This is a genomic window from Streptomyces sp. NRRL S-455, assembly GCF_000717875.1.
Taxonomy (GTDB): domain Bacteria; phylum Actinomycetota; class Actinomycetes; order Streptomycetales; family Streptomycetaceae; genus Streptomyces.
The window spans coordinates 322,874-341,879 of the sequence record NZ_JOCT01000002.1 but is presented as its reverse complement, the minus strand read 5'-3'; the positions used below and the strand labels follow the sequence as shown (position 1 = coordinate 341,879).

14 protein-coding genes and 4 pseudogenes are annotated in these 19,006 nt (G+C 69.4%); 5 read left to right on the top strand and 13 right to left on the bottom strand.

Annotated features, from left to right (window positions below; translation table 11 throughout):
• Positions 1-977: 977 nt before the first annotated feature.
• Positions 978-1,235: a hypothetical protein gene (locus IE97_RS42395; protein WP_030231130.1), complete on the bottom strand. Its 258-nt coding sequence runs from the start codon at positions 1,233-1,235 to the stop codon at positions 978-980.
• Positions 1,236-1,622: 387 nt separating this feature from the next.
• Here IE97_RS42395 and IE97_RS0104135 point away from each other — a divergent pair, with 387 nt between their 5' ends.
• Positions 1,623-2,918, top strand: coding sequence for a DUF418 domain-containing protein (locus IE97_RS0104135; RefSeq protein WP_030231126.1), 1,296 nt, complete (start codon positions 1,623-1,625; stop codon positions 2,916-2,918).
• Between the two features lie 255 nt (positions 2,919-3,173).
• Here IE97_RS0104135 and IE97_RS39790 read toward each other — a convergent pair whose 3' ends face one another.
• The 4 genes and pseudogenes from IE97_RS39790 to IE97_RS0104115 all read right to left on the bottom strand — a co-directional run bounded on the left by IE97_RS39790 (position 3,174) and on the right by IE97_RS0104115 (position 6,642).
• Positions 3,174-3,569, bottom strand: a complete 396-nt coding sequence (locus IE97_RS39790) for a transposase (RefSeq protein WP_267881687.1) — start codon at positions 3,567-3,569, stop codon at positions 3,174-3,176.
• Positions 3,566-4,033 (bottom strand): annotated as a pseudogene (locus tag IE97_RS0104125) (transposase); the annotation flags it as partial. The gene IE97_RS39790 and the pseudogene IE97_RS0104125, both read right to left, overlap by 4 nt.
• Before the next feature lie 29 nt (positions 4,034-4,062).
• Positions 4,063-4,815, bottom strand: a pseudogene (locus IE97_RS38195) (SGNH/GDSL hydrolase family protein); the annotation flags it as partial.
• Between the two features lie 615 nt (positions 4,816-5,430).
• Positions 5,431-6,642, bottom strand: coding sequence for a DUF418 domain-containing protein (locus IE97_RS0104115; protein ID WP_030231120.1), 1,212 nt, complete (start codon positions 6,640-6,642; stop codon positions 5,431-5,433).
• A gap of 164 nt (positions 6,643-6,806) precedes the next feature.
• On the opposite strand from IE97_RS0104115, the gene IE97_RS0104110 reads away from it, so the two are divergent.
• Both IE97_RS0104110 and IE97_RS0104105 read left to right on the top strand, forming a co-directional pair.
• Positions 6,807-7,502: a response regulator gene (locus IE97_RS0104110; RefSeq protein WP_030231117.1), complete on the top strand. Its 696-nt coding sequence runs from the start codon at positions 6,807-6,809 to the stop codon at positions 7,500-7,502.
• The gene (locus IE97_RS0104105) at positions 7,499-8,608 is read left to right on the top strand and encodes a sensor histidine kinase (protein ID WP_030231113.1); all 1,110 of its coding nucleotides are present in this window, start codon (positions 7,499-7,501) and stop codon (positions 8,606-8,608) included. Before IE97_RS0104110 ends, IE97_RS0104105 begins: the two co-directional genes overlap by 4 nt.
• A gap of 380 nt (positions 8,609-8,988) precedes the next feature.
• Here IE97_RS0104105 and IE97_RS42760 read toward each other — a convergent pair.
• The 4 genes and pseudogenes from IE97_RS42760 to IE97_RS41915 all read right to left on the bottom strand — a co-directional run.
• Positions 8,989-9,323 (bottom strand): annotated as a pseudogene (locus tag IE97_RS42760) (IS5/IS1182 family transposase); the annotation flags it as partial.
• A 184-nt stretch (positions 9,324-9,507) separates the two neighbouring features.
• Positions 9,508-10,035: a hypothetical protein gene (locus IE97_RS0104090; RefSeq protein ID WP_030231109.1), complete on the bottom strand. Its 528-nt coding sequence runs from the start codon at positions 10,033-10,035 to the stop codon at positions 9,508-9,510.
• A gap of 95 nt (positions 10,036-10,130) precedes the next feature.
• Positions 10,131-11,918 carry an ABC transporter ATP-binding protein gene (locus tag IE97_RS0104085; protein WP_030231106.1) on the bottom strand — a complete coding sequence of 596 codons (1,788 nt, stop codon included), beginning with the start codon at positions 11,916-11,918 and terminating at the stop codon, positions 10,131-10,133.
• A gap of 76 nt (positions 11,919-11,994) precedes the next feature.
• Complete coding sequence (locus tag IE97_RS41915) at positions 11,995-12,138, bottom strand: hypothetical protein (RefSeq protein WP_158708228.1); 144 nt, start codon at positions 12,136-12,138, stop codon at positions 11,995-11,997.
• A gap of 286 nt (positions 12,139-12,424) precedes the next feature.
• Between IE97_RS41915 and IE97_RS0104075 the strand changes: the two genes are divergently transcribed.
• Positions 12,425-13,693, top strand: coding sequence for a DUF418 domain-containing protein (locus IE97_RS0104075; protein WP_030231101.1), 1,269 nt, complete (start codon positions 12,425-12,427; stop codon positions 13,691-13,693).
• A 192-nt stretch (positions 13,694-13,885) separates the two neighbouring features.
• On the top strand, positions 13,886-14,125 hold the full coding sequence (locus IE97_RS42755) for an RICIN domain-containing protein (protein ID WP_234331781.1): 240 nt from the start codon (positions 13,886-13,888) through the stop codon (positions 14,123-14,125).
• A 543-nt stretch (positions 14,126-14,668) separates the two neighbouring features.
• Here IE97_RS42755 and IE97_RS43710 read toward each other — a convergent pair.
• The 4 genes and pseudogenes from IE97_RS43710 to IE97_RS0104050 form a co-directional block, all read right to left on the bottom strand.
• Positions 14,669-15,052: pseudogene (locus IE97_RS43710) on the bottom strand (ISAzo13 family transposase); the annotation flags it as partial.
• Position 15,053: 1 nt separating this feature from the next.
• Entirely contained in the window at positions 15,054-16,346 is a 1,293-nt protein-coding gene (locus IE97_RS0104060; protein ID WP_030231092.1) for an NAD(P)/FAD-dependent oxidoreductase, read from the bottom strand.
• 50 nt (positions 16,347-16,396) lie between these two features.
• Positions 16,397-17,080, bottom strand: a complete 684-nt coding sequence (locus IE97_RS0104055; RefSeq protein WP_030231088.1) for a haloacid dehalogenase type II — start codon at positions 17,078-17,080, stop codon at positions 16,397-16,399.
• A gap of 605 nt (positions 17,081-17,685) precedes the next feature.
• Complete coding sequence (locus IE97_RS0104050) at positions 17,686-18,903, bottom strand: PucR family transcriptional regulator (protein WP_030231083.1); 1,218 nt, start codon at positions 18,901-18,903, stop codon at positions 17,686-17,688.
• Between the last annotated feature and the right edge of the window lie 103 nt (positions 18,904-19,006).

Genomic DNA, 19,006 nt, shown 5'->3' with positions numbered 1-19,006 from the left:
TGAACTTGATCAGCGTTCCGTTCATGTCGAACGTCACGAACTTGGGCTTGACGTCGAATCCCACTGGTCCTCCTAGTGCTTCAGCGGAGCGGCCTATGCATTTGGTCGATTGTCGACCATCTTAGTTGGTCGATTGTCGACCAAGCGGATCTCGGCTGTCAACCACGTCGGAGGAGTGCCCTCAGGCACACCCGGTGCTGATCCACTTCCAGAACGGATGAGGCAATCGGCCCACGGCCGAGGTCACCTCCGAGTTCGTGCAGACCAGCTGAGCGCCGGGCTCATTGAGCAGGCCGTGAGCAACGGCAATGTCACTGGTCAGTCAGGCGCTCAGTTTCTGACGTGAAACCTGGTACCGACTCGACGAAGAAGGCCGAGGCGTTGCTCGGCAGTGGACCTGGCCGACTGATCTCAGCTCCGTCTGACGCCGACCTGCCGTCCGCGGCGCGGCCTGGGCAGTGGCCAGCCATGCCTGGGCCAGGGGCTGGGACATGGTCCCCGGGGCAGGGTTGGGCGCGGGCCAAGACGCGACTGCCGCCGATGCGGCTGAGTCCACGACAGATACACCCAGGTTGGTGAACCACGGAGTTGGCGGCCAAATGCCTCTCGCCGCGTCATCTGGTCGAAGGAGCAGCGGCGGTTGCCCACGCGTGTCGAGGCTGGTGATTTCCGCCCAGATCGTAACTCGCGGTGAAACGCAGAGCGCCCGTACGCGACGGAGATCAGCTGAGCCAGGCTGCGACGTCGTCCCCCTTCCCGGATGAACACAGGAATCCCTATCAGCGGGGACTGCGCGGGCGTGTGAGGGAGCCGAAGGTGGTGGGGATGTCACCGGACCGTAGCAGGGCCCCGTACCTCCGGCTGCCCGCCCACGCGGAGCGGACCAGCGACAGTAGCCGGTCCTCGCCAGCCACGCGCAGCGGCCGGCCACGTGTGGGTGTGCAGCACTGGGTAGTCAAGTCAGAAGCACTCCACGCTCAGCGAACGTAGTTGGCGTTCAGCCGCCGCCACAGCGCGGCGCGTGCCCCCTGGGGGGCGTTGCAGTACGCCATCGGGAGCGTTGGCGCTTCGTCGGCCTCCCGGGTTGGCCACGCGAAGGTGAGCAGACCGCCCTCCGCGTCCCGAACGAGGTGTCCGGACGCGCGAAGCTCGTGATAGGTGTCGCTGCCGGGTTCGACGGTCTGCCACATCGAGACGGCGACCTTCACCTCAAGGTCGGCCAACTGCTCGGCCATAGCCGCGGGGTCGGGCCACTCGCTCTCCTCGAAACGCCAGTCGCCCGGCTCGGCCAGCGGAAGAAGTCGCAGATGATGCCGGACAGCGGCAGTCCGAGCTCCTTGTGCTGCCCAGGGTGTCGCCGGCCGTGATCCAGCAGTCGAGCGCCCGCCGCCGTCGGCGGTCCACCGGGTGGTGGCGGCGCTCGATACCCCAGGCGATACATGATCTCGTGGTCGTGAGCCTGCTGGCCCGCGGCATCCCGGTGGCTGGTTCGACGACCACAGTCGTTCATGTAGGCCGAGACCGCCCCCCGCCGACCGGAGGGGGTCGGTGGGCCGACTGGCGGGACACCTCCTGAAGTTCGGCGGATGGTCGACCGCCCGCGCCTCGGCGAGGTTGTCCCGGTGACCGACATCGAAAGCGCCAAGAAGGCGCCTGCCCAGCCCTTACCCTCACCCGAGTCCGCCACGGCGACGGAACGCCCTTCGTCGACGGCGCGGCTGGTCGGAGTGGACCTCGCCCGTGCACTGGCGGTGTTCGGCATGTTCGCCGTGCACACCGGCCCCTTCAACCCCTTCCCCACGTCCGGCGACGGCGTTGGCACCTGGTTCGTCTGGCTGGCGAGCGGCCGGGCCTCGGCGCTGTTCGCCACCCTCGCCGGGTTCTCCCTGGTGCTGATCGCCGGCCGCCTGGAGCCGAAGAGCGGACTGGCCGGCCGACAGGCGAAGGTCAGGATCGTGATCCGGGCCGTGATCCTGCTGGTGGTGGGCAGCGCGCTGGCGATGACCGACTTCGGCGGCGCCGTCATCATCAACTTCTACGCGGTGTTCTTCCTGCTGGCCCTGCCCTTGGTGCGGCTGAGAGCCAGGACGCTCGCGACCATCGCGGTCGTGCTCGCGGTCGTCACGCCGCAGTTGGCGTACTGCCTGCGGGCGCTGCTCAGCCAGTCGATCGTGAACACCATCGACTCGTACGACCCGATCGCGCGAATCTCCGGCGTGGGCGTGCTCGACTTCCTGCTCACCGGCTTCTTCCCGGCGATCACCTGGATGACGTTCGTGGTCACCGGCATGGCGCTGGGGCGGCTGGACCTGGCCTCCGGCGTGGTGCAGCGGCGGCTGGCCGTGGTCGGTCCCGCGCTGATCGTGTTCGGATACGGCGTCTCGTGGCTGGCGCTCCGGGTGACCGGTGGCGCGGAGAAGATCATGGGCGGGATGCCTGAGATGAAGGACTTCGACGTCCTGAAGGATCGCGGTGCCATGAAGGATCCCGGCATGGCAGAGGGATCCTTCGACCTGCCGGTCGGTGGTGGGCTGTGGGGCCCCGACGCGTGGGGATTGCTGGCGGCCGAGCCGCACAGCGCTTCCACGTTCGACCTCGTCGGCTGCCTGGGAGTCGCGATCACCGTGATCCTTTGCCTGACGGTGGCCGTGGACCGGCTGCCGGTGCTGCGCCGGCTGGCAGCGCCGGTCATCGCCGTCGGCACCATGTCCCTAACCCTCTACGTGAGCCACATCCTGGTGATCCTCGCCCTGCCCGGCGACGGGGTCACCCCACCGCAGTCCGCCTCCTTCGAGCTGCTGCTCTGCTTCGTGGTCGGGGCCACCCTGTTCGCGGGGATCTGGTCCCGCTTCTTCCACCGCGGCCCGTTGGAGTACCTCCTCAATAGCGCCACCAAACTGGCGAACCGCGTCCGCTGAGCCCAGGCGGGCACCCCGGGAAATCCGTACAAAGAAATGGCAGCTGTCCGGGATCACCGTAGAGGGGCGGCGAGTGTGCTGTCGTCCTTGAGGACGGCCAGCGCCTCACTCAGTGTGCGCGTTCCCGGAGTGCTTCAGCACTCCGGGAACGCGCGGCAGCGTAGGTGACCTCCGGCACGCGGGCCGGAAGCCGTAGCTTCCTCACGACGCGCATCGCCGCCCCGTCGGGCGGAGTACCGCTGCCTCATGCTGTTGTCAGGCCGCGAGACGCAGAGGTGGCCGGGCCCCGTAGGGGTGTCGGTCGCGCAGGATGGCGTAGAGAACGTTGATCTTGCGCCGGACCAGGGCGATCAGGGCCTGATGGTGTCGTTTGCCTTCGGATCGTTTGCGGTCGTAGAAGGTCCGCGAGGTGGGATCGCGCTGGATCGAGCAGAAGGCGGCCTGGTAAAAGACCCGTTTGAGGGCCTTGTCGCCGCCGGTCGCGCTGCGCGAGTAGCGGATCTTGCTGGACTGGGAGAGCACCGGGGACAGCCCGGAGGCGGCAGCCGGCGTCGCCGCTGGTGAAGCGGCGGATGTCGCCGACGGCCACGATGAACTCGGCGGTGAGGCGGCCCCCCATCCCCGGCAAGCTGCGGATGAGGGCCCCGTCAGGGTGGCCGGCCACCAATTTTCGATCTCGGCCTCCAGGGTGGGATGTCCGTTTCGATTCGCCAGGTTGGTGCGGATTCTCCGGTCAGTTCGCGGGACATTTTGTTAGCCATCGCCCAGTGGATCATCGTCCCGGATCTCTGCGGCAGGGCTTCGTAGTCCCGTGCCAGGCGGCGGTGCTGCATCAGCCAGCCGAAGGACCGTTCGATCACCCACCGCTTGGGGAGCGGCTCGAACCCCTTCGCCCGTGGCCGCTGCACCACCTCGACATCGATGCCCAGCCGGGCACCGTGGTTGAAGATGCTTTTCTGGTAGCCGCCGTCGGCCCAGACCTTGGAGACGCTGGGATGTGCCGCAGCCAGGTCGTCGAGCAGGAGCTTGCCGCCCGCGGTGTCGTGCACGGAGGCGGCCGTGACGAGGACGGCGAGGACCAAGCCGAGGGTGTCGGTGATCAGGTGCCTTTTGCGGCGGTGCCGGCACCGTTGAGATCCATTCATTTGCCGGCGATGCCGGACCGCACGAGTGCGGATGCGGGGGCCGGGTTCTTCAGCCAACCGGCGCTGCCCGCGGCTTGGACGCCGCGGTGGAAGGCGTCCGCCATCTTCTGATAGCCCGAGTCGTTGGGATGCAGAGGGTCGGCCAGGTCGGCCGTGGTAAAGCCGCTCATGTCAACGTATGCGACGCGCTTGCCCGCGCCCTGGGCGTCGCTGACGATTTGGCGGACGGCCTGGTTGTACGTGCCCCGCCACTGCTCCTCCGTGCTGCTGGTGGACACGACCAGGGAAGCGACGAGGACGGTTGCGTCGGGGACGTCGGCGGTGATCTGGTTGATCAGCAACCTCAGCCGGGTGATGGCGGTGTCGACCTCCGAGGCCCCTCGGAGGTCGTTGGTACCGATGTGCAGCGTCACGACGTCGGGCCGGTAGCGGGTCAGCGAGGCGTCGGCGAGTGCGGCAATCTGGTCGATGCGATATCCGGAGTGGCCTTCGTTGCCGGGGTCGGACATCGAACCGTTCGGCACCGAGCCCACGAAGTCCAGCGGATGGCCGTCCGCCGCAAGCTTGTTCCACAACGGCCCCCGGTATCCGTTGCCCGTACTGCTACCCACACCCCACGTTATCGAGTCGCCCAACGGCATCACCCGCAAAGGCGTGTCGGAGGCGACGAGGACAGGGGCCACACCTGCCGCTGTCACCCCGAGCGCGGCGGCGACAAGCGTGATCAAGGGTAGAACCCAACACTTTCTCATGGAGTTTCCTCCCTTTCGCGAGTGACTGCTGAATCAGCGGGGCTGCGACGACGCCCCTCTCGGCTTCCAGCTCTCCGCACACGAGGGCGCCGTGAGGCCGTTGCCCCTCAGGGATCCGCCCTCCCAGCAGGCGGGCGGGATGGCTCCGGCGTGCAGTTGTCGGGCCCGTTGATCGTGGTCATGGCCGGAGCACTGCCACGCCGTACCGGCCGAAGGACACCCCGTCGGTGTCGATGTCCGTTGTGGTGGGTGCCGGGCACCTCGACGGTCACCGGCTCACGCTCGTGAGCCACTGCAAGCAGCAGACGGCGTCGCCGCCCCGGGTCAGCCACGGCCTGGGCGGCCAAAGCCGCTTGAGGCTACGGGGCTTGGGGTGGTTCACGTCCCAACCGGTTGACCGGCCCTACCGCCTGCTCCAGGGACATCCAGGGACTCCCAAGGTCATTGCCGCCGACCCGGACCAGAGAGAACAGAAGCCCCTGAAGACAGGGCGCCGAAGCGTCGCCCGTCAAAGCGCCTTGAGGGCCGCCGAAGAACCACAGACTGTTCGTGAGGCCCGCAGCGCGACCGCCCCACCCGGGGGAGGGGCTCCGGGCACGCTTCTCCGGCTGCGTTTTATCGAATGCGTCGGGCGATCCCGGTCGCCTTGCCCATCAGCCATTCGAGTGGCCCGCGCTGGAAGAAGCGGGACCAGAGGGTGGCGAGGAGGGTGATGGATGCGATGAAGCCGAGCAGGACATACAGCGGCGGGACGGCTAGATCCTCGGTGCCCAGGAGCCAGATGGCCACGATGTGGTAGACGTACGCGGTCAGTGACATCGAGCCGACCGCGATGACGGGCTTGGCGAGGCTGCGCAGCCGGGGGAAGGCGTCCATGACGGCCAGGCACACGGTGATCACCAGGATCGCCACACCCGTGGCGGCCATGATGGACAGGGTCGCCTCGCTGTGCGGGGCTGAGGCCAGCATCCCGGCGGGGGAGTCGCCGAAGATGCCGATGCTGTCGGGCGATACGGACGACACGGACGACATACCCGCTCCCTCTTCGGCTTTCCGGACGGCTTCGGCGGCACCGGGTACGAGACGCACCGCCAGCCAGGAGCCGCCGTAGCCGGTGACGGCGAGGGCCACGCCGGTGAGGGCGAGGCGTATCCGGACGGCCGTGGCAGTCAGGTCGCAGCGGGCGACAGCCATACCGGCGATCACGAACGGGACCCAGGTCAGGGCCGGATAGCCGCCGGTGAAGAACAACGAGAGGGGGCCGTCGGCCTGGCCGTAGGAGAGGAACACGCGGCCGCCGACCACCGGCTTCAGCGCGTACAGCAGTTGCGGGCCCACCAGGGCCCATCCCGCGGCGATGAGCGCCAGTGGCTTGGCGCTCAGCCGGTGCAGCGGCAGTACGAGCAGGAAGAACAGTCCGTAGAAGGCGAGGATCGGCACGACCGGGGTGCCGGTCTTGGTCAGGGCGGTGCCGAGGGCCAGCAGGATCACGGCCCTGATGATCACCTTGGCGACGGCCTGACGGCCGGCCAGGCCGGTCTTCGGCGTGCGGCGCCCGGTGATGAGAGCGACCGCGAAGCCGGCCAGGACGGCGAACAGGGCGGAGGAGCGGCCTTGCGCCAGCTCCATCAGGAAGCCGATGACACCGCCCTGAGCCGGGGCGGGGCCGACATGGACCGCGTACATGCCGAAGACGGCCAGGCCGCGGGCCAGGTCCAGCCCGATCAGCCGGCCCACGCCGGGCGCACCGGTCGAGGGCTCACCACGCTCACCTCCAGAAGACGGGGTATCGGCCGGGAGCAGCGCGGAGTCCGGGTGATGGGTCATGGCCCTCAGACTGGAGGCCGGGCCGATCACGGCCCATCCGGCAGAAGGCTGCCGTGGCCCTGCCGAGTGGTGGGTGCTACCCCGCCGTGTGGCTGGAGCTGCAGCTCAGCGGGCCGCCGGGACCGATCGGGGCTTTAGGGTCGAGTCGGCATGGGCCGGACGGTATGAACGAAGGGCAGGGGGAGCGCGTGATCCGGGTAATGGTGGTCGACGACGAGGCTCTGGTCCGCTCGGGCTTCCAGCTGATTCTGGGCGCGTCCGAGGACATCGACGTCGTCGCGACCGCGAGTGGCGGCGAGGCGGTCGAGACGGTCCGCCGGGTGCGGCCGGACGTGGTGCTGCTGGACATCCGGATGCCGGACGTCGACGGGCTCACCGTGCTCCGGGAGTTGCGCACGATGCCGGACCCGCCGGTGGTGGCGATGCTGACCACGTTCGACGCCGACGAGTACATCCTCACCGCCCTGCACTCCGGCGCGGCCGGTTTCCTCCTCAAGGACACCGAGCCCGAGCAGCTCGCCCCCCTGGTGCGCACCCTGGCCGCGGGCGGTGTGGTGCTGTCTCCCAAGGCGTCGCGGACGCTGCTGCACAGCCACTCCGGCACCGGGACGGCCGTCGACGAGGAGGCCGCGCGGGTCCGGCTGCTCACCGCGCGGGAGCGCGATGTCCTCGTCCTGGTGGCGGAGGGGCTGTCGAACGCCGACATCGGGGCGCGTATCCACCTGGGGGCGGGCACGGTGAAGGACCACGTCAGCGCCATCCTGACGAAGCTTCGCGTGGCGAGCCGGGTGCAGGCGGCGCTGCTGGCGCAGCGGGCCGGGCTCCTCGACGAGCGCCTGCGGTCGGAGGTCGGCGGATGAGCCGTGCGCGCGCCCTGTGGCAGCGGGTTCCCACGCCGGTCATCGACCTCGCCCTGGTGGCCGCGGCGGCCGTGGACGTGCGGCTGAACGACTGGGAGCCCACGCGCCTCGAGCTCGCGCTGGTGGCTGTCGGGTGCACCGCGCTGGCCTTCCGGCGCCGGTTCCCGCTCGTCGTGTTCCTGCTCACCCTGCCCGTCGCACTGATGCAGGATGTCGCCGTCGCTGTGCTCGCGGCGCTGTTCACCCTGGCCGAACGCTCCCGCAACCGCCGTCTCCTCGCCGTGTGCGTCGCCCTGGCCGCCGTCGCGAGCAGCACTCCGTGGCCCCTGGCCGAGGTCGACCGGACCATGACATTGGTCTTCTTCGTGTACGGCCTGGCTACGGCCGCGGCACCGGTCCTCTTCGGCCAGCTACTCCAGGCACAGCGGGACCTGGCGCGGCGGTTGGCCGAGATCGAGGAGGCAAGGGAACACGAGCGGACCCTGCACGCCCAGGCCGTCCTCGCTCGCGAACGCGCCCAGCTGGCCCGGGAGATGCACGACGTGGTCTCCCATCAGGTCAGCCTGATCGCCGTACGGGCCGGGGCGTTGCAGGTCGCCGCCCGGGACGTGGACGCCAAGGAGGCCGCTCGCACGATCCGTTCGCTGAGCGTCACCACGCTCGACGAACTGCGCACCATGGTCACCCTGCTGCGGGCCTCCGGCGGCGACGCCACCGAGCTGACGCCTCAGCCCACCCTTGCCGACCTGCGTAAACTCGTGGAATCGAGCGGCGCTGACGTACAGCTGACGGGGGAACTGCCGCCCACTGTGAGCACACCCACCCAACGCGCCCTCTACCGTACGGTTCAGGAAGCGCTGACCAACGTCCGCAAACACGCACCTCGCGCCACGGCCAGCGTCGAATTGTGGCAGGACGGCGAGGGCATCGGAGTGACCGTCACCAACACCCCATCCACGCGTCCTTCCTTGTCTCTCCCCGGCTCCCAGCAAGGCCTCGTCGGGCTGCGGGAACGTGCCGACATCCTGCACGGCACCCTGGATGCGGGCCCGACCACGGAAGGCGGCTACCGGGTGCGGCTGCGGATCCCGCTCAGCGCGGACTGAGCTGTTGCTCAGGGCCTGTCCGGCGGATCATTGCCTACGGCAGGTGAACCCTGGGCAGGGATCCGCCGACCAGTTCCTCCGTCGGCCAGCCGTACTCGTCCATGATCTCGCCGAGCCGGTCACCGTGCTGTGCGGTAAGACGCCGCCAGGCCAACTGCTCGGCAGGTGTCGTCGCTGTTCGCGCGGACGGCGGACCGGTGATCCGCCGCGGCCATGTCCGTTAGCTCCACGGCCAGCGCGGCAACGTCGTGCGTCACTCTCAACTCCCAGATCAGGTCAGTGTGTTGTGTCCGTTGCCTGCAAGCCTGAAGGCGTAAATCGGGTGTAAAGATCATTCCGGAGAGCGGTGACAGCCACGTCCCCGCACGGGGACAATGGATCTACCCCCGAAGCCAGAGGCGGATCGCTGCGACGGTCATGGTGCCCTGGAAGACGTAGGCGCGCTTGAGGAACCTCGTGGCCACGGCGCGAGAGTTCCTGAAAGTGTTGATCGCCGCTCGACTTCGTTCCTGCGGTTGTAGATCGTCTTGTCGAAACCGGCGGGCCGCCCGCGCTTGCGACTGCGGCGTTGGCGGTTGGCCCGTTGGTTCTTCGGCTCGGGGATGATCCGCTTGAGCTACCGTCTGCGCAGGTAGCAGCGGCTGCGGTGGGAGGAATGCGCCTTGTCACCGCCGAGATGGTCCGGGCGGGTGCGAGGGTGCCCGCCGCCCAGACGGCCAGCGCACTTGTGCTTTCCCACCTCCGCATCCACCCTCTCCCAGATTCCCCTGTCCCGCTCCCCGCCCTGACCGTCTCTGGTGCTGCGGTCGGACAGCCAACGTCCCGGCACCAGGCTGACAGCTCTGGTTTCCGCCTCGCCCACGGCGGACGACGAGAGCTACACGTGACAAGTCGCCGCGTCACTTCAGCAAGGTGCTGACCAAGGCGACGGCCACTCCCAGGATCGCGTCGGCACAGCCGATCCTGAGAGCTCGTCCCCATGTGCTGCCCGCGGCCCGGGAAGCCAGCACGCCCCAGCCCAGCAGCAGCACGGTGTTGATGCCGAAGGCGACGTACTCGATGCCTGCCGAGCGCCACCAGCCAAGGCCCGCCCCCCACAGCAGCAGTGCGGTGGGCAGCGCCGCCACCACCAGCGGCCATTCGGCGAGCACGGCACGCACCACACCCCGTACGCCGGGACGGCCCTGCGCGTCGCGGTGGGCAATCTGGTGGGCGTAACCATGGGCCAGGGTCGAGGCGAGGGCGGTGAACAGGACCCATAGGGCGTCGTCCATGCGTGCCGCTCGAGTCGTCTCGCCGAACTGGGTGAGCGCGGCGACGGCCGAACTCGACACCAGCAGCCCGTACACGCCGCCGAACAGCGCGGTCGGTTGCGCCAGCCAGCTCCACACCGCATGTCTGTGACGGATGGCGGACTCTGTGTACATGGGGGGCCTTTCGCGGTCTTGGTCTGTGTGGGTGTGGGTGGTTGTCCGGCCGGGCGTGGGGCAGTGGCCGACCGGACGACCTGGCGTGTGGTGGGTCATCGGGCGGGGGTCAGGAGCTGGGTGGCTGCCAGTTGTGCGTACAGCGGGTCCTCGGTCACCAGTTCCTCGTGGGTGCCGACGGCGCGGACCCGGCCGGCGTCCATGACGACGATCCGGTCGGCGCCTGTCACCGTCGACAGGCGGTGGGCCACCACCAGCACGGTGGTCTCGCGGGCCACCTCGGTGACGACGTCCCGCAGCGCCAGCTCGTTGACGGCGTCGAGCTGCGAGGTCGCCTCGTCCAGGAGCAGCAGCCTGGGCCTGCGCAGCAGGGCGCGGGCGATGGCGACGCGCTGCCGCTCGCCGCCGGACAGCTTGGAGCCGCGGTGTCCGACCGGGGTGTCCAGGCCGTGGGGCAGGCGCTCGATGAGGGTGTCGAGCTTCGTCCTGGCCAGGACGTCGCGGATGTCGTCGTCCGTCGCGCCGGGCGCCGCGAAGACGAGGTTCTCCCGCAGGGTGCCGGCCAAGACGGGCGCGTCCTGTTCCACATACCCGATGGCGGACCGCAGCTCGGCCAGGGACCAGTCCTGGACGTCCTTGCCGTCGACCAGGACCCGGCCGCCGGTGACCTCGTGGAACCGCTCGATGAGCGCGAACACCGTCGACTTGCCCGCGCCCGAGGGACCGACGAAGGCCGTCATACCGGTTCCCGGAACCTCGAAACTCACCTGCCGATGGACGTACGGCAGGCCCGGGCGGTAGCGGAAGGACACGTCCTCGAAGCGGACCGATGCCGGATCCGGCACCGCTGCCCCCTGCTTGGGCAGGGAGACCCCCCGCCGGTCGGCCGGTTCTGTGGAGAGGCGTTCGACCTGTGCGATCCGGGAGATCGCGGCCGCACCCTCCTGATAGGAGGTCACGGCGTCGACCAGCCTGGACACCGGCTCGATCAGGTAGAAGAGGTACAGCAGGAAGGCGATCAGGGTGGAGACCGGGATCTCCCCGGACGCCACGCGTGCCCCACCGACGGCGAGCACCGCGAGGAAGGCCAGCTGTACGGCGAGTTCGTCGGCCGAGCCCGCCGCGGACTCCCACTTGGCGCTCTTCACTCCGTGCCGCCAGGCCCGCCGCGCCGCCGCCTCCACCCGGGCGGTCTCCCGGCCCTCGGCGCCGGACGCCTTCACCGTACGGAACGCCCCGAAGGCCCGCTCCAGCGCGACGGAGATCTCCCCGACCGCCTCCTGCGACCGCTCGGTGGCCCGGGCGATCTTCGGCATGACCAGCGCGACGGCCCCGCCGACCAGCACGACCACGCCGAGCGTCACACCCAGCAGCACGACATCGAGCAAAGCCATCATCACGATCGCCGCGACGAACGCGACCGCACCCGAGGCCGCGGAGACGACCGCCTGCGTGCTGACCGCCCGCAGCAGCGTCGTGTCCGAGGTGACGCGGGACATCAGATCACCCGGCGGGATCCGCTCGAACTCCGCGATCCGCAGCCGCAACAGCCGCCCCACCACGGTGCGTCGAGCGGCCAGGACCACCGACTCCGCCGTCCGCTCCAGCACGTACGCGCCGAACGCCTCGACCGCCGTGCCCACCACCACCAGCACGGTGAGCCCGATCAGGATCCCGGCGATGGTCCCACCGGAGGCCATCCGGTCCACCAGCGCCTTCGTGGCCAACGGCTGCAGCAGCGCCCCGGCGGCCCCCACCAGGGCACACAACAGACCAAGGGCAACGGCCCAACGGTGCGGCCGGACATACCCGTACAGCGCCCTGACCGTCTCCCGGGCAGGCAGGGACGTCTCATCTTTCGCCGGGGCGGATGCGGTGTTCACAACATTCCTTCCTTCTGCGGTCCGCCCGGCACCGCATGGACGGTGCCGGGCGGACCGGGCGTGATGGTGTGCCGGCTCAGCGGACGAGTCCGGCTGTGCTCGAGGAGAGGGCGCGCACCAACGCTTCGGGCAGCTCAGGGCGTACGACGACCAGGACGAGGGCGCCCGCAGCCAGCACCAGGCCGAGGAACTCCAGGAAGTCGCCCCTGCGAGGGACCACGTCATGCCCCGGTTGGTCAGCTGGTGAGGCGCGGGAGGTGTCGGGCTCCTTGTGTCGCGCACGGTGTGTCATGCCTCCACCCTGGAAGCCCGGCCGCCCCGCACCCATCCGGCAACCGTCGGGTCCACCCCCGCCGAGTGGCTGGACAAGACCACCGCCCGGTCGCACCGGACCGGGCCGGGGACGAGGTTCCGCCGGTCGGCAGGGCGGTACCCGCCGACCGGCGGGGCCGTTACCGAAGACTGCCGGATGGCCCGCCCCCTGACGTCCACGCGACGTTTTCCGTATGACACAGACACAGCCGCCGCAGGAGACGTCAGCTCCCCCGGAGAACTCACCTCCGCCGCCCCGAACCTCCCCCGAGTCCGCCGTGCCGACCTCGGCCGGTCCCTCGATGGGACGCCTCGTCGGGGTGGATCTGGCCCGCGCGCTGGCGGTGTTCGGCATGTACGTCGTGCACATCGGCCCCCCGCTGTCCGCCACGACCGGCGTGGCGAGCTGGATCCGCTACATAGCGGACGGTCACTCGTCGGTCCTGTTCGCCACTCTCGCCGGGTTCTCGCTGATGCTGATCGCCGGCCGCCGCGAGCCGAAGACGGGCCTGGCGGGCCGGCAGGCGAAGGCCCGCATCGCGATCCGCGCCGTGGTCCTGCTGGTGCTGGGCACCGTGCTGGCGATGGAGTACGGGGGAGTGATCATCCTCGGCTTCTACGGGGTCTACTTCCTGCTGGCCCTGCCCCTGGTGCGACTGAGCGCCAGGACACTCGCGATCATCGCGGCCGCGTTCGCCCTCGTCACACCGCAGCTGGCGTTCGTCCTGACCTCGCTGCTGACTCCGTCGGTCCAGGAGAGCATCAACGCCTACGACCCGCTCCGTCGCCTCAGCGAGGTGGGAGTGCTCGATCTGCTGCTCACCGGCTTCTACCCGGCGCTCACGTGGATGTCGTTCGTGATCGCGGGCATGGCACTGGGCCGCCTCGACCTGTCCTCCGGCACCGTTCAGAAGCGCCTCGCCGCGCTCGGCGCTTCCCTCACCGCGGCCGCCTACAGCATGTCCCTGCTGCTCGCCGGATCGGGTGCGTTGAGGAGCACGGCGGAAGACGGGTCGTCGTCCGGTAGCTCCGGTTCGATGCCCCCCGCCAGCGGTTCGATGCCCCCGGACGGGGGGTCGTTCCCCGAGATGCCGGCGTCGTCGCTCCTGACGGCCGGGCCGCACAGCGGCACCACGTTCGACATCATCGGCAGCGTAGGCGTCGCGATCCTCGTGATCGTGGGCGCGACGGTGGCGATGGACCGCGTGCCGCGACTGCGCCGCCTGGCGAAGCCGGTCATCGCCGTGGGCACCATGTCCCTGACCGCCTACGTCGGCCACTTCCTCGCCCAGTCCGCGCTGGCCGTGCCCGCCGGGACCGGCACCCAGCAATCATGGGTGCCGCTGATCATGTTCGTCCTCGGGGCGACCGTGTTCGCCGCGGTCTGGTCCCGCTTCTTCCGCCGAGGCCCCCTGGAATACCTCCTCAACGCCGCCACCAAGCCGGCGAAGCACATCCGATGAGACCCGGCCGGGGTGGGACGCCCCCTCGCTCCACCCCGGCACCGAGATGCCCGGGCAGTTCCTCATCCCCTTCCCAGACTCCAACTCCCAGCCCCTGTCGGCCCTCGACAGGACGGCGCTGCGGGCCCTGAAAAGCGCCGCACCGACATGGAGCCCTCGATCTCAGTGCCGAGCGGCTGCGCCACCTCCAAAATGCCTTCTCATCTCCACCAGCACCGACGGCCCACCCAGGTCGCCTCCGGCACCTGGGCCTGCAACCAGACCCTCAAGGTGGCCGAATGGCCCGCCCGGAACGTCGGCTTCGTGCGGCACAGCGGCAAGGCCGCCGACGTGGAGCGCGGGGGCACGGCGAACGGCACCGACGTCCTGCAGTGGCCCTGTCTCAACAAGGCGAACGAGAAGTGGACCTTCTCCAAGACCGGCGACGGCTAATACGAGATCAAGGGTGGGCAGCGGCAAGCTCCTGGAGGCCGCGGGTCTCTCCCGCGCCGACGGCGGCAACGTGGCCATCTGGGGGTACGCCAACGCCCCCAGCAGCACTGGGCATCACGCCCACGGGTGACGGCTACTACTTCCTCAACAACCGCTACAGCGGGCTCTGCCTCGCCGTCGAAGGAGGGCAGCACCGCCGACGGAGCCCACATCGAGCAACAGCCGTACCCGTCACTGACGCGGCAGCAGTGGCAGATCATCGCCGTCTGACGATCCTGACGACGGTCGTCGCCTCTGCCGACGCCCGCCGCTGGTGCCGATGCGGGGCCGTGCGGGCGTCCGCTCGCACGGCCCGGTGCGCGTTCGGTGGGAGGGATCACCGCAGGCGGTCCGGGCCCGGGCACCGGCCGCTGGACGAAGCGCAGGTGGCGCAGTTCCGGGACAGCGCCAGACGGGCGACCACGGCCCCGGCTCGCTGCGGTGGCACGGACCGCACCGCGTGGCGGTCTGCCCGTCCACCGGTCTGCCACCAACTCGTCGCCGCTCCTGAAGACTGTGTTTTCGCAGGTAGAGGATGGTGACCAGGATCTGGTCGGCGGGGGTGAGTGTGGGTTTGCGGCCGGTGCCTGGGGCAACGCGGCGTGGTCCGCCGCGGGCTGCGTGGCGGACCTGTTCGCGGTGCTCTTCCAGCGCGAGGATCAAGGTGTCGGTGAGGTCGCTGAGTTGCTTGCGGGGCATGCCGGTCAGTTCGGGGTGCTGCAGGTCGTGGAGCGTGAGGGGGCGAGAGCCGCAGGCCGACCCTCCGCCGTTCCGGGGAAGGTCCGGGAGTGGTGGGTGGCCTGCGGGGTGGAAGGTGTAGTTCCAGTCTCCGTGGAAGCGGTGGCGTGTGATGGGCAGGGCGGCGATGGCCTCGTCGCTGATGCGGAGGTCAGCGCAGGCGGTCCTTGGCCTTGTAGTAGGCGCCGCCGAACGGCAGGAACCAGGCGGTGCCGTTGTAGAAGGGGACGGGAACCTTGGGGAAGCCAAGGTCACGCAGGGGGTTGGCCTCCGGCTTGCCGTCCATCATCTCGGCGACCGCCCTGCCCATGTAGGTGGCCATCTGGACTCCATGGCCGCAGTACCCCATGGAGTAGTACAGGCCCTTGGCCCCCTCGGCCTCACCCGCGTGCGGGAGGCGGTCCCAGGAGAAGCCGACCATGCCGCCCCAGACGTAGTCGACCCGGACGCCCGCCAGTTGCGGGAAGATCTCCGTCATCTCCCGCTTCAGGACGTCCCCGCTCTTCACGTCGGAGGCCGGGTTGGAGGGCGCGAAGCGGGCCCGGCCACCGAAGGCGAGGCGGTTGTCGGGGGTGAGGCGGATGTAGTGGCCGACGTTCTTGGAGTCGACCACCAGGCGCCCGTTGGGAATGATGTCGCGAGCGCGCGCCTCGCCGAGCGGTTCGGTAACGATGATGAAGCTGCCGACGTTGATCAATCGCTTCCGGAACCAGGGCAGCGCCTTGTCGGTGTAGGCGTCGGTGGCCGCCATGACCTGCTTGGCGCGGATGGTGCCGTGCATGGTCTCGACGAGGAAGCCGCCGCCGGGGGTCCTCGTCAGGCCCGTGGCGGCGTTCCGTTCGTGGATCTCCGCACCGGCGTGTTCCGCGGCCTCGGCCAGGCCATGGACGAACTTGCCCACATGCAGGGCTGCGCCGAGCGGGTCGAGCAGCGCGCCGTGGTAGTAGTCGGAGCCGAGTTCGGCGCGCAGTTCACTCTTGGTCAGCAATACCGTGTCGTGGCCGAAGTTCTCGGCCAGATCGCGCTGCTTGGCCCGCATGGCGTCGAAGTGCTGGGGTTTGAAGGCGACGCCGAGGCGCCCGGCACGGTGGAAGTCGCAGTCGATCTTCTCCCTGACCGCGAGCTCCTCGACGAGGTCCACCGCATCGCGGAACGCATCGTAGATCTCGCGGGCGCGCTCCATCCCGTAGCGCTTGCGGGCCTCGGCCGGGCTGATGGTGATGCCGGGGTTGCAGTGGCTGCCGTTGCGTCCGGAGGCTCCCGAGCCGACCTTGTCCTTCTCGACGAGGACGACCCGGGCGCCCTTGCGGGCGGCGTGGTAAGCGGTGGACAGTCCGGTGAGGCCGCCGCCGATGACCACCACGTCGGCCTCGTCCGGCAGGTCCTTTCCAGACCGGTCGGGCAGGGCGGGAGCGGTGTCGAGCCAGTAGGGGATCTGCTTCATGGCGTGCGTCCTTTGCGTTCTCTATCCTGTGTCGCCGTGTAGCCGTGGGGTCAGCAGCCGAGCAGGGCCGGCAGGCCGGACAGGTCGGGCAGCTCGTCGAAGGGCTGGTAGTCGGCGCTGCCGCGGGCGCCGATGGAGCCGTTGTGGCCGTAGCGGTTGATCCACACGCGGCGAGCGAGGCCGAGGTCGCGGGTGGGGATGAGGTCGTACTCCCAGCCCTGGGCGACGTGAATGACCTGGGCGGGGTCGATGTCCATGGCCTGGAAGGCGTACTCGAAGGTCTGCCGGGACGGCTTGTACGCCTTGGCCTGCTGGGCGGTGATGACATGGTCGAACTCGACGCCCATGTTGGCCAGGTTCTGGGCGATGAGGTCGTCGTCCGTGTTGGAGATGATGGCGATCTCGTACCGGGACTTCAGCGCCCGCAGGGCGGCCGGGACCTCGGGGTGGGGGCCGAAGGTGGGCACGGCCGCGACCAGGGCCTCGCCGTCGGACTGCCGGTACTCCAGGCCGTGCAGACGCATCGCTATCTCCAGGCTGGCGGGCAGCAGCTCACGGAAGGGGCGGTATGCCTCCAGGACGGCGTGGAACCGCATGATGCGGAAGTCGTCGAGGAACTCCTCGACGTTCAGACGGTCCAGGTCCAGCCTGTCGGCCAGGACCTTCAGGGTGGTGGGGCCGAGCTGGAAGTCGACCAGGGTGCCGTAGGCATCGAAGGTGACGATCTGGCGCATGGCGTTCAACCTCTTCCGGGCATATGGGACACCCTGTTGACGGGAAGTCACGATCTCGTCGAGTGCGGCCAGGTCGGCCGCATCGGGGGTTCAGGAGGCTGCCGAGGCGTGGGGGCGGCGACCTGTTTAGGGGGCATGGGGGCTGAGGGGATGCCCGAGGGGCCGCCACTGAAGGACGAGCCCCCGGACAGGGCTGGGGACGACGAATGCTGATCAGGTAGTCGGCGGCAGCATCATTACTGCTCCGATGCGATGAGCCTCTCTCCGGCTCGAGGTGATGCGTCAGATGAAACACCGCGGAGAATCCGGCAACAAGGGACGTGAGGCCGCGAGATCGACCGCGTATTTTGTGCCTGTGCACAATTTCCTGTCAGGGATCCGATGTAGTTCTGCCCGAACCGAATGGGTCTCTGAGAGGCACCGCGAGCGGCTCCGGCGCGAACTGCGGCCGCTCGGCGCTGCTGCCCGGCGGCGTGACCGGGCTGTCGGCCGCCAAGGCTGCCGTCCTCATGAAGGGCATGTGGCCTCTGGCCGCCACGCTTTGGCTCCAGCTCTCTCGGTCGCGGCCCCGGCCGGTTGCCTCGACCCGTCCAGCGATCGGTGGATCAGGACATCGTCGCCCGGAAGCGGGCGCCCGCGTCCGTCTCCAGCCAAGCCAGGGCGAGGACCAGCCGGGCGGCGTCCTTCGGTCGGGACAGCTTCAGCCCGGTCGCCTCTTCCGCAGCCTGCAGGCGATTGCCCACCGTGTTCCGGTGACGGTAGGTGTGTGCGGCCACCTCAGCGACCGAGCCCAGGTCGAGGTACCAGCGCAGGGTCTCGACGATGCTGTCGCTGTCGCGCAGCTCGAGCAGTGGGCGCAGCACGCCGGTGGCCATCGCACCGGTGAGCTCCTCCTGCGCCGACATGATCGCCCCGATCCAGTGGCCCTCCACGTGCCGCACTCCGGGCTGCGCGGAGCTGCGGATCGCGGCACGTGCGAACCGGATGCCCCGCGCCGTCAGCGCCAGCCCGGGGACTTCCGCGACGCCGCAGCGCCACGGGGCGAACGGCCGGAGCATGGCAAGCATGGCCTCTTCATCGCGCCGTCCGTGACCGATGATGCCGAGGAGCTCGTCGCCCATCCATCCGAAGTGACGTACCAGGCCGCCCCGACGCAGCGCATCGTCGACCTGGGACACAGCCGGGTCCCCGGTAGGAACGGATTCGACCACGACCACGGTCAGGGCGACGTTCTCGGAGAAGCCCAGCAACGTGGAGGCCTCGGCGACGGTGGAGGGATCCTGCTCCCCTTCCAGGACCAGGCGGGTGAAGGCGCGGTTGCGCACCTCCGTACGACGGCTCGCCAGGTCGCGCTCGGTGCGGCGGTAGGCGTCGACGACCTCGACGCTGTTGGCGTCCGTCGCCTCCCAGACGCGGATCAGCCCGTCGAGGAAGTCGGGATCGGCGCTGATGCCACGTGCTCGCCCCTCTGCGAGCACGGCCTCCCACAGGGTCCTGAGGTCCAGCTGGAAGGAGTGCATCAGAGCGGTCAGGGGGAACGCCTGCTCCGCTCGCTCGCGTCCCACGTCCTCGGTGGCGCGTGAGACCGTCCGGGGCACGGGACCGCCGGCCAGCCGGGTCAGGGCGAGTTCGAGGGTTCGTCGCATCCCCTCCCGTTTCTGGACCGGGTCCCAGTCCGCCGACGCGTAGGCAGGCTCCTCGGCTTCCAATTGTTCGAGAGCACGAGAGGTCAGTTCGTCGAGTCGTTCCTCGAGGAGCCGGCGCGCGATCGCCTGCACGGCGTCGTGGCGGGCCCCGCCCTGACGGCGTCCCGGGCCGCTCATGAGGACCGCCTCTCCCGACGACAGCAGTCACCGGACGGATCCGGGGTCGTCTCCGGGTAATGCCGCTGACATGCCGGTGGGGCTCCGTGGGAGTAATTGTGCA

Bases quoted from the DNA above. Each gene is read 5' to 3' on its own strand.
- IE97_RS42395 (WP_030231130.1), bottom strand. From the start codon at position 1,235: ATGGCCGAGCAGTTGGCCGACCTTGAGGTGAAGGTCGCCGTCTCGATG.
- IE97_RS0104115 (WP_030231120.1), bottom strand. From the start codon at position 6,642: ATGACCCATCACCCGGACTCCGCGCTGCTCCCGGCCGATACCCCGTCT.
- IE97_RS0104110 (WP_030231117.1), top strand. From the start codon at position 6,807: ATGAACGAAGGGCAGGGGGAGCGCGTGATCCGGGTAATGGTGGTCGAC.
- IE97_RS0104105 (WP_030231113.1), top strand. From the start codon at position 7,499: ATGAGCCGTGCGCGCGCCCTGTGGCAGCGGGTTCCCACGCCGGTCATC.
- IE97_RS0104090 (WP_030231109.1), bottom strand. From the start codon at position 10,035: ATGTACACAGAGTCCGCCATCCGTCACAGACATGCGGTGTGGAGCTGG.
- IE97_RS0104075 (WP_030231101.1), top strand. From the start codon at position 12,425: ATGACACAGACACAGCCGCCGCAGGAGACGTCAGCTCCCCCGGAGAAC.
- IE97_RS42755 (WP_234331781.1), top strand. From the start codon at position 13,886: ATGCCTTCTCATCTCCACCAGCACCGACGGCCCACCCAGGTCGCCTCC.
- IE97_RS0104060 (WP_030231092.1), bottom strand. From the start codon at position 16,346: ATGAAGCAGATCCCCTACTGGCTCGACACCGCTCCCGCCCTGCCCGAC.
- IE97_RS0104055 (WP_030231088.1), bottom strand. From the start codon at position 17,080: ATGCGCCAGATCGTCACCTTCGATGCCTACGGCACCCTGGTCGACTTC.
- IE97_RS0104050 (WP_030231083.1), bottom strand. From the start codon at position 18,903: ATGAGCGGCCCGGGACGCCGTCAGGGCGGGGCCCGCCACGACGCCGTG.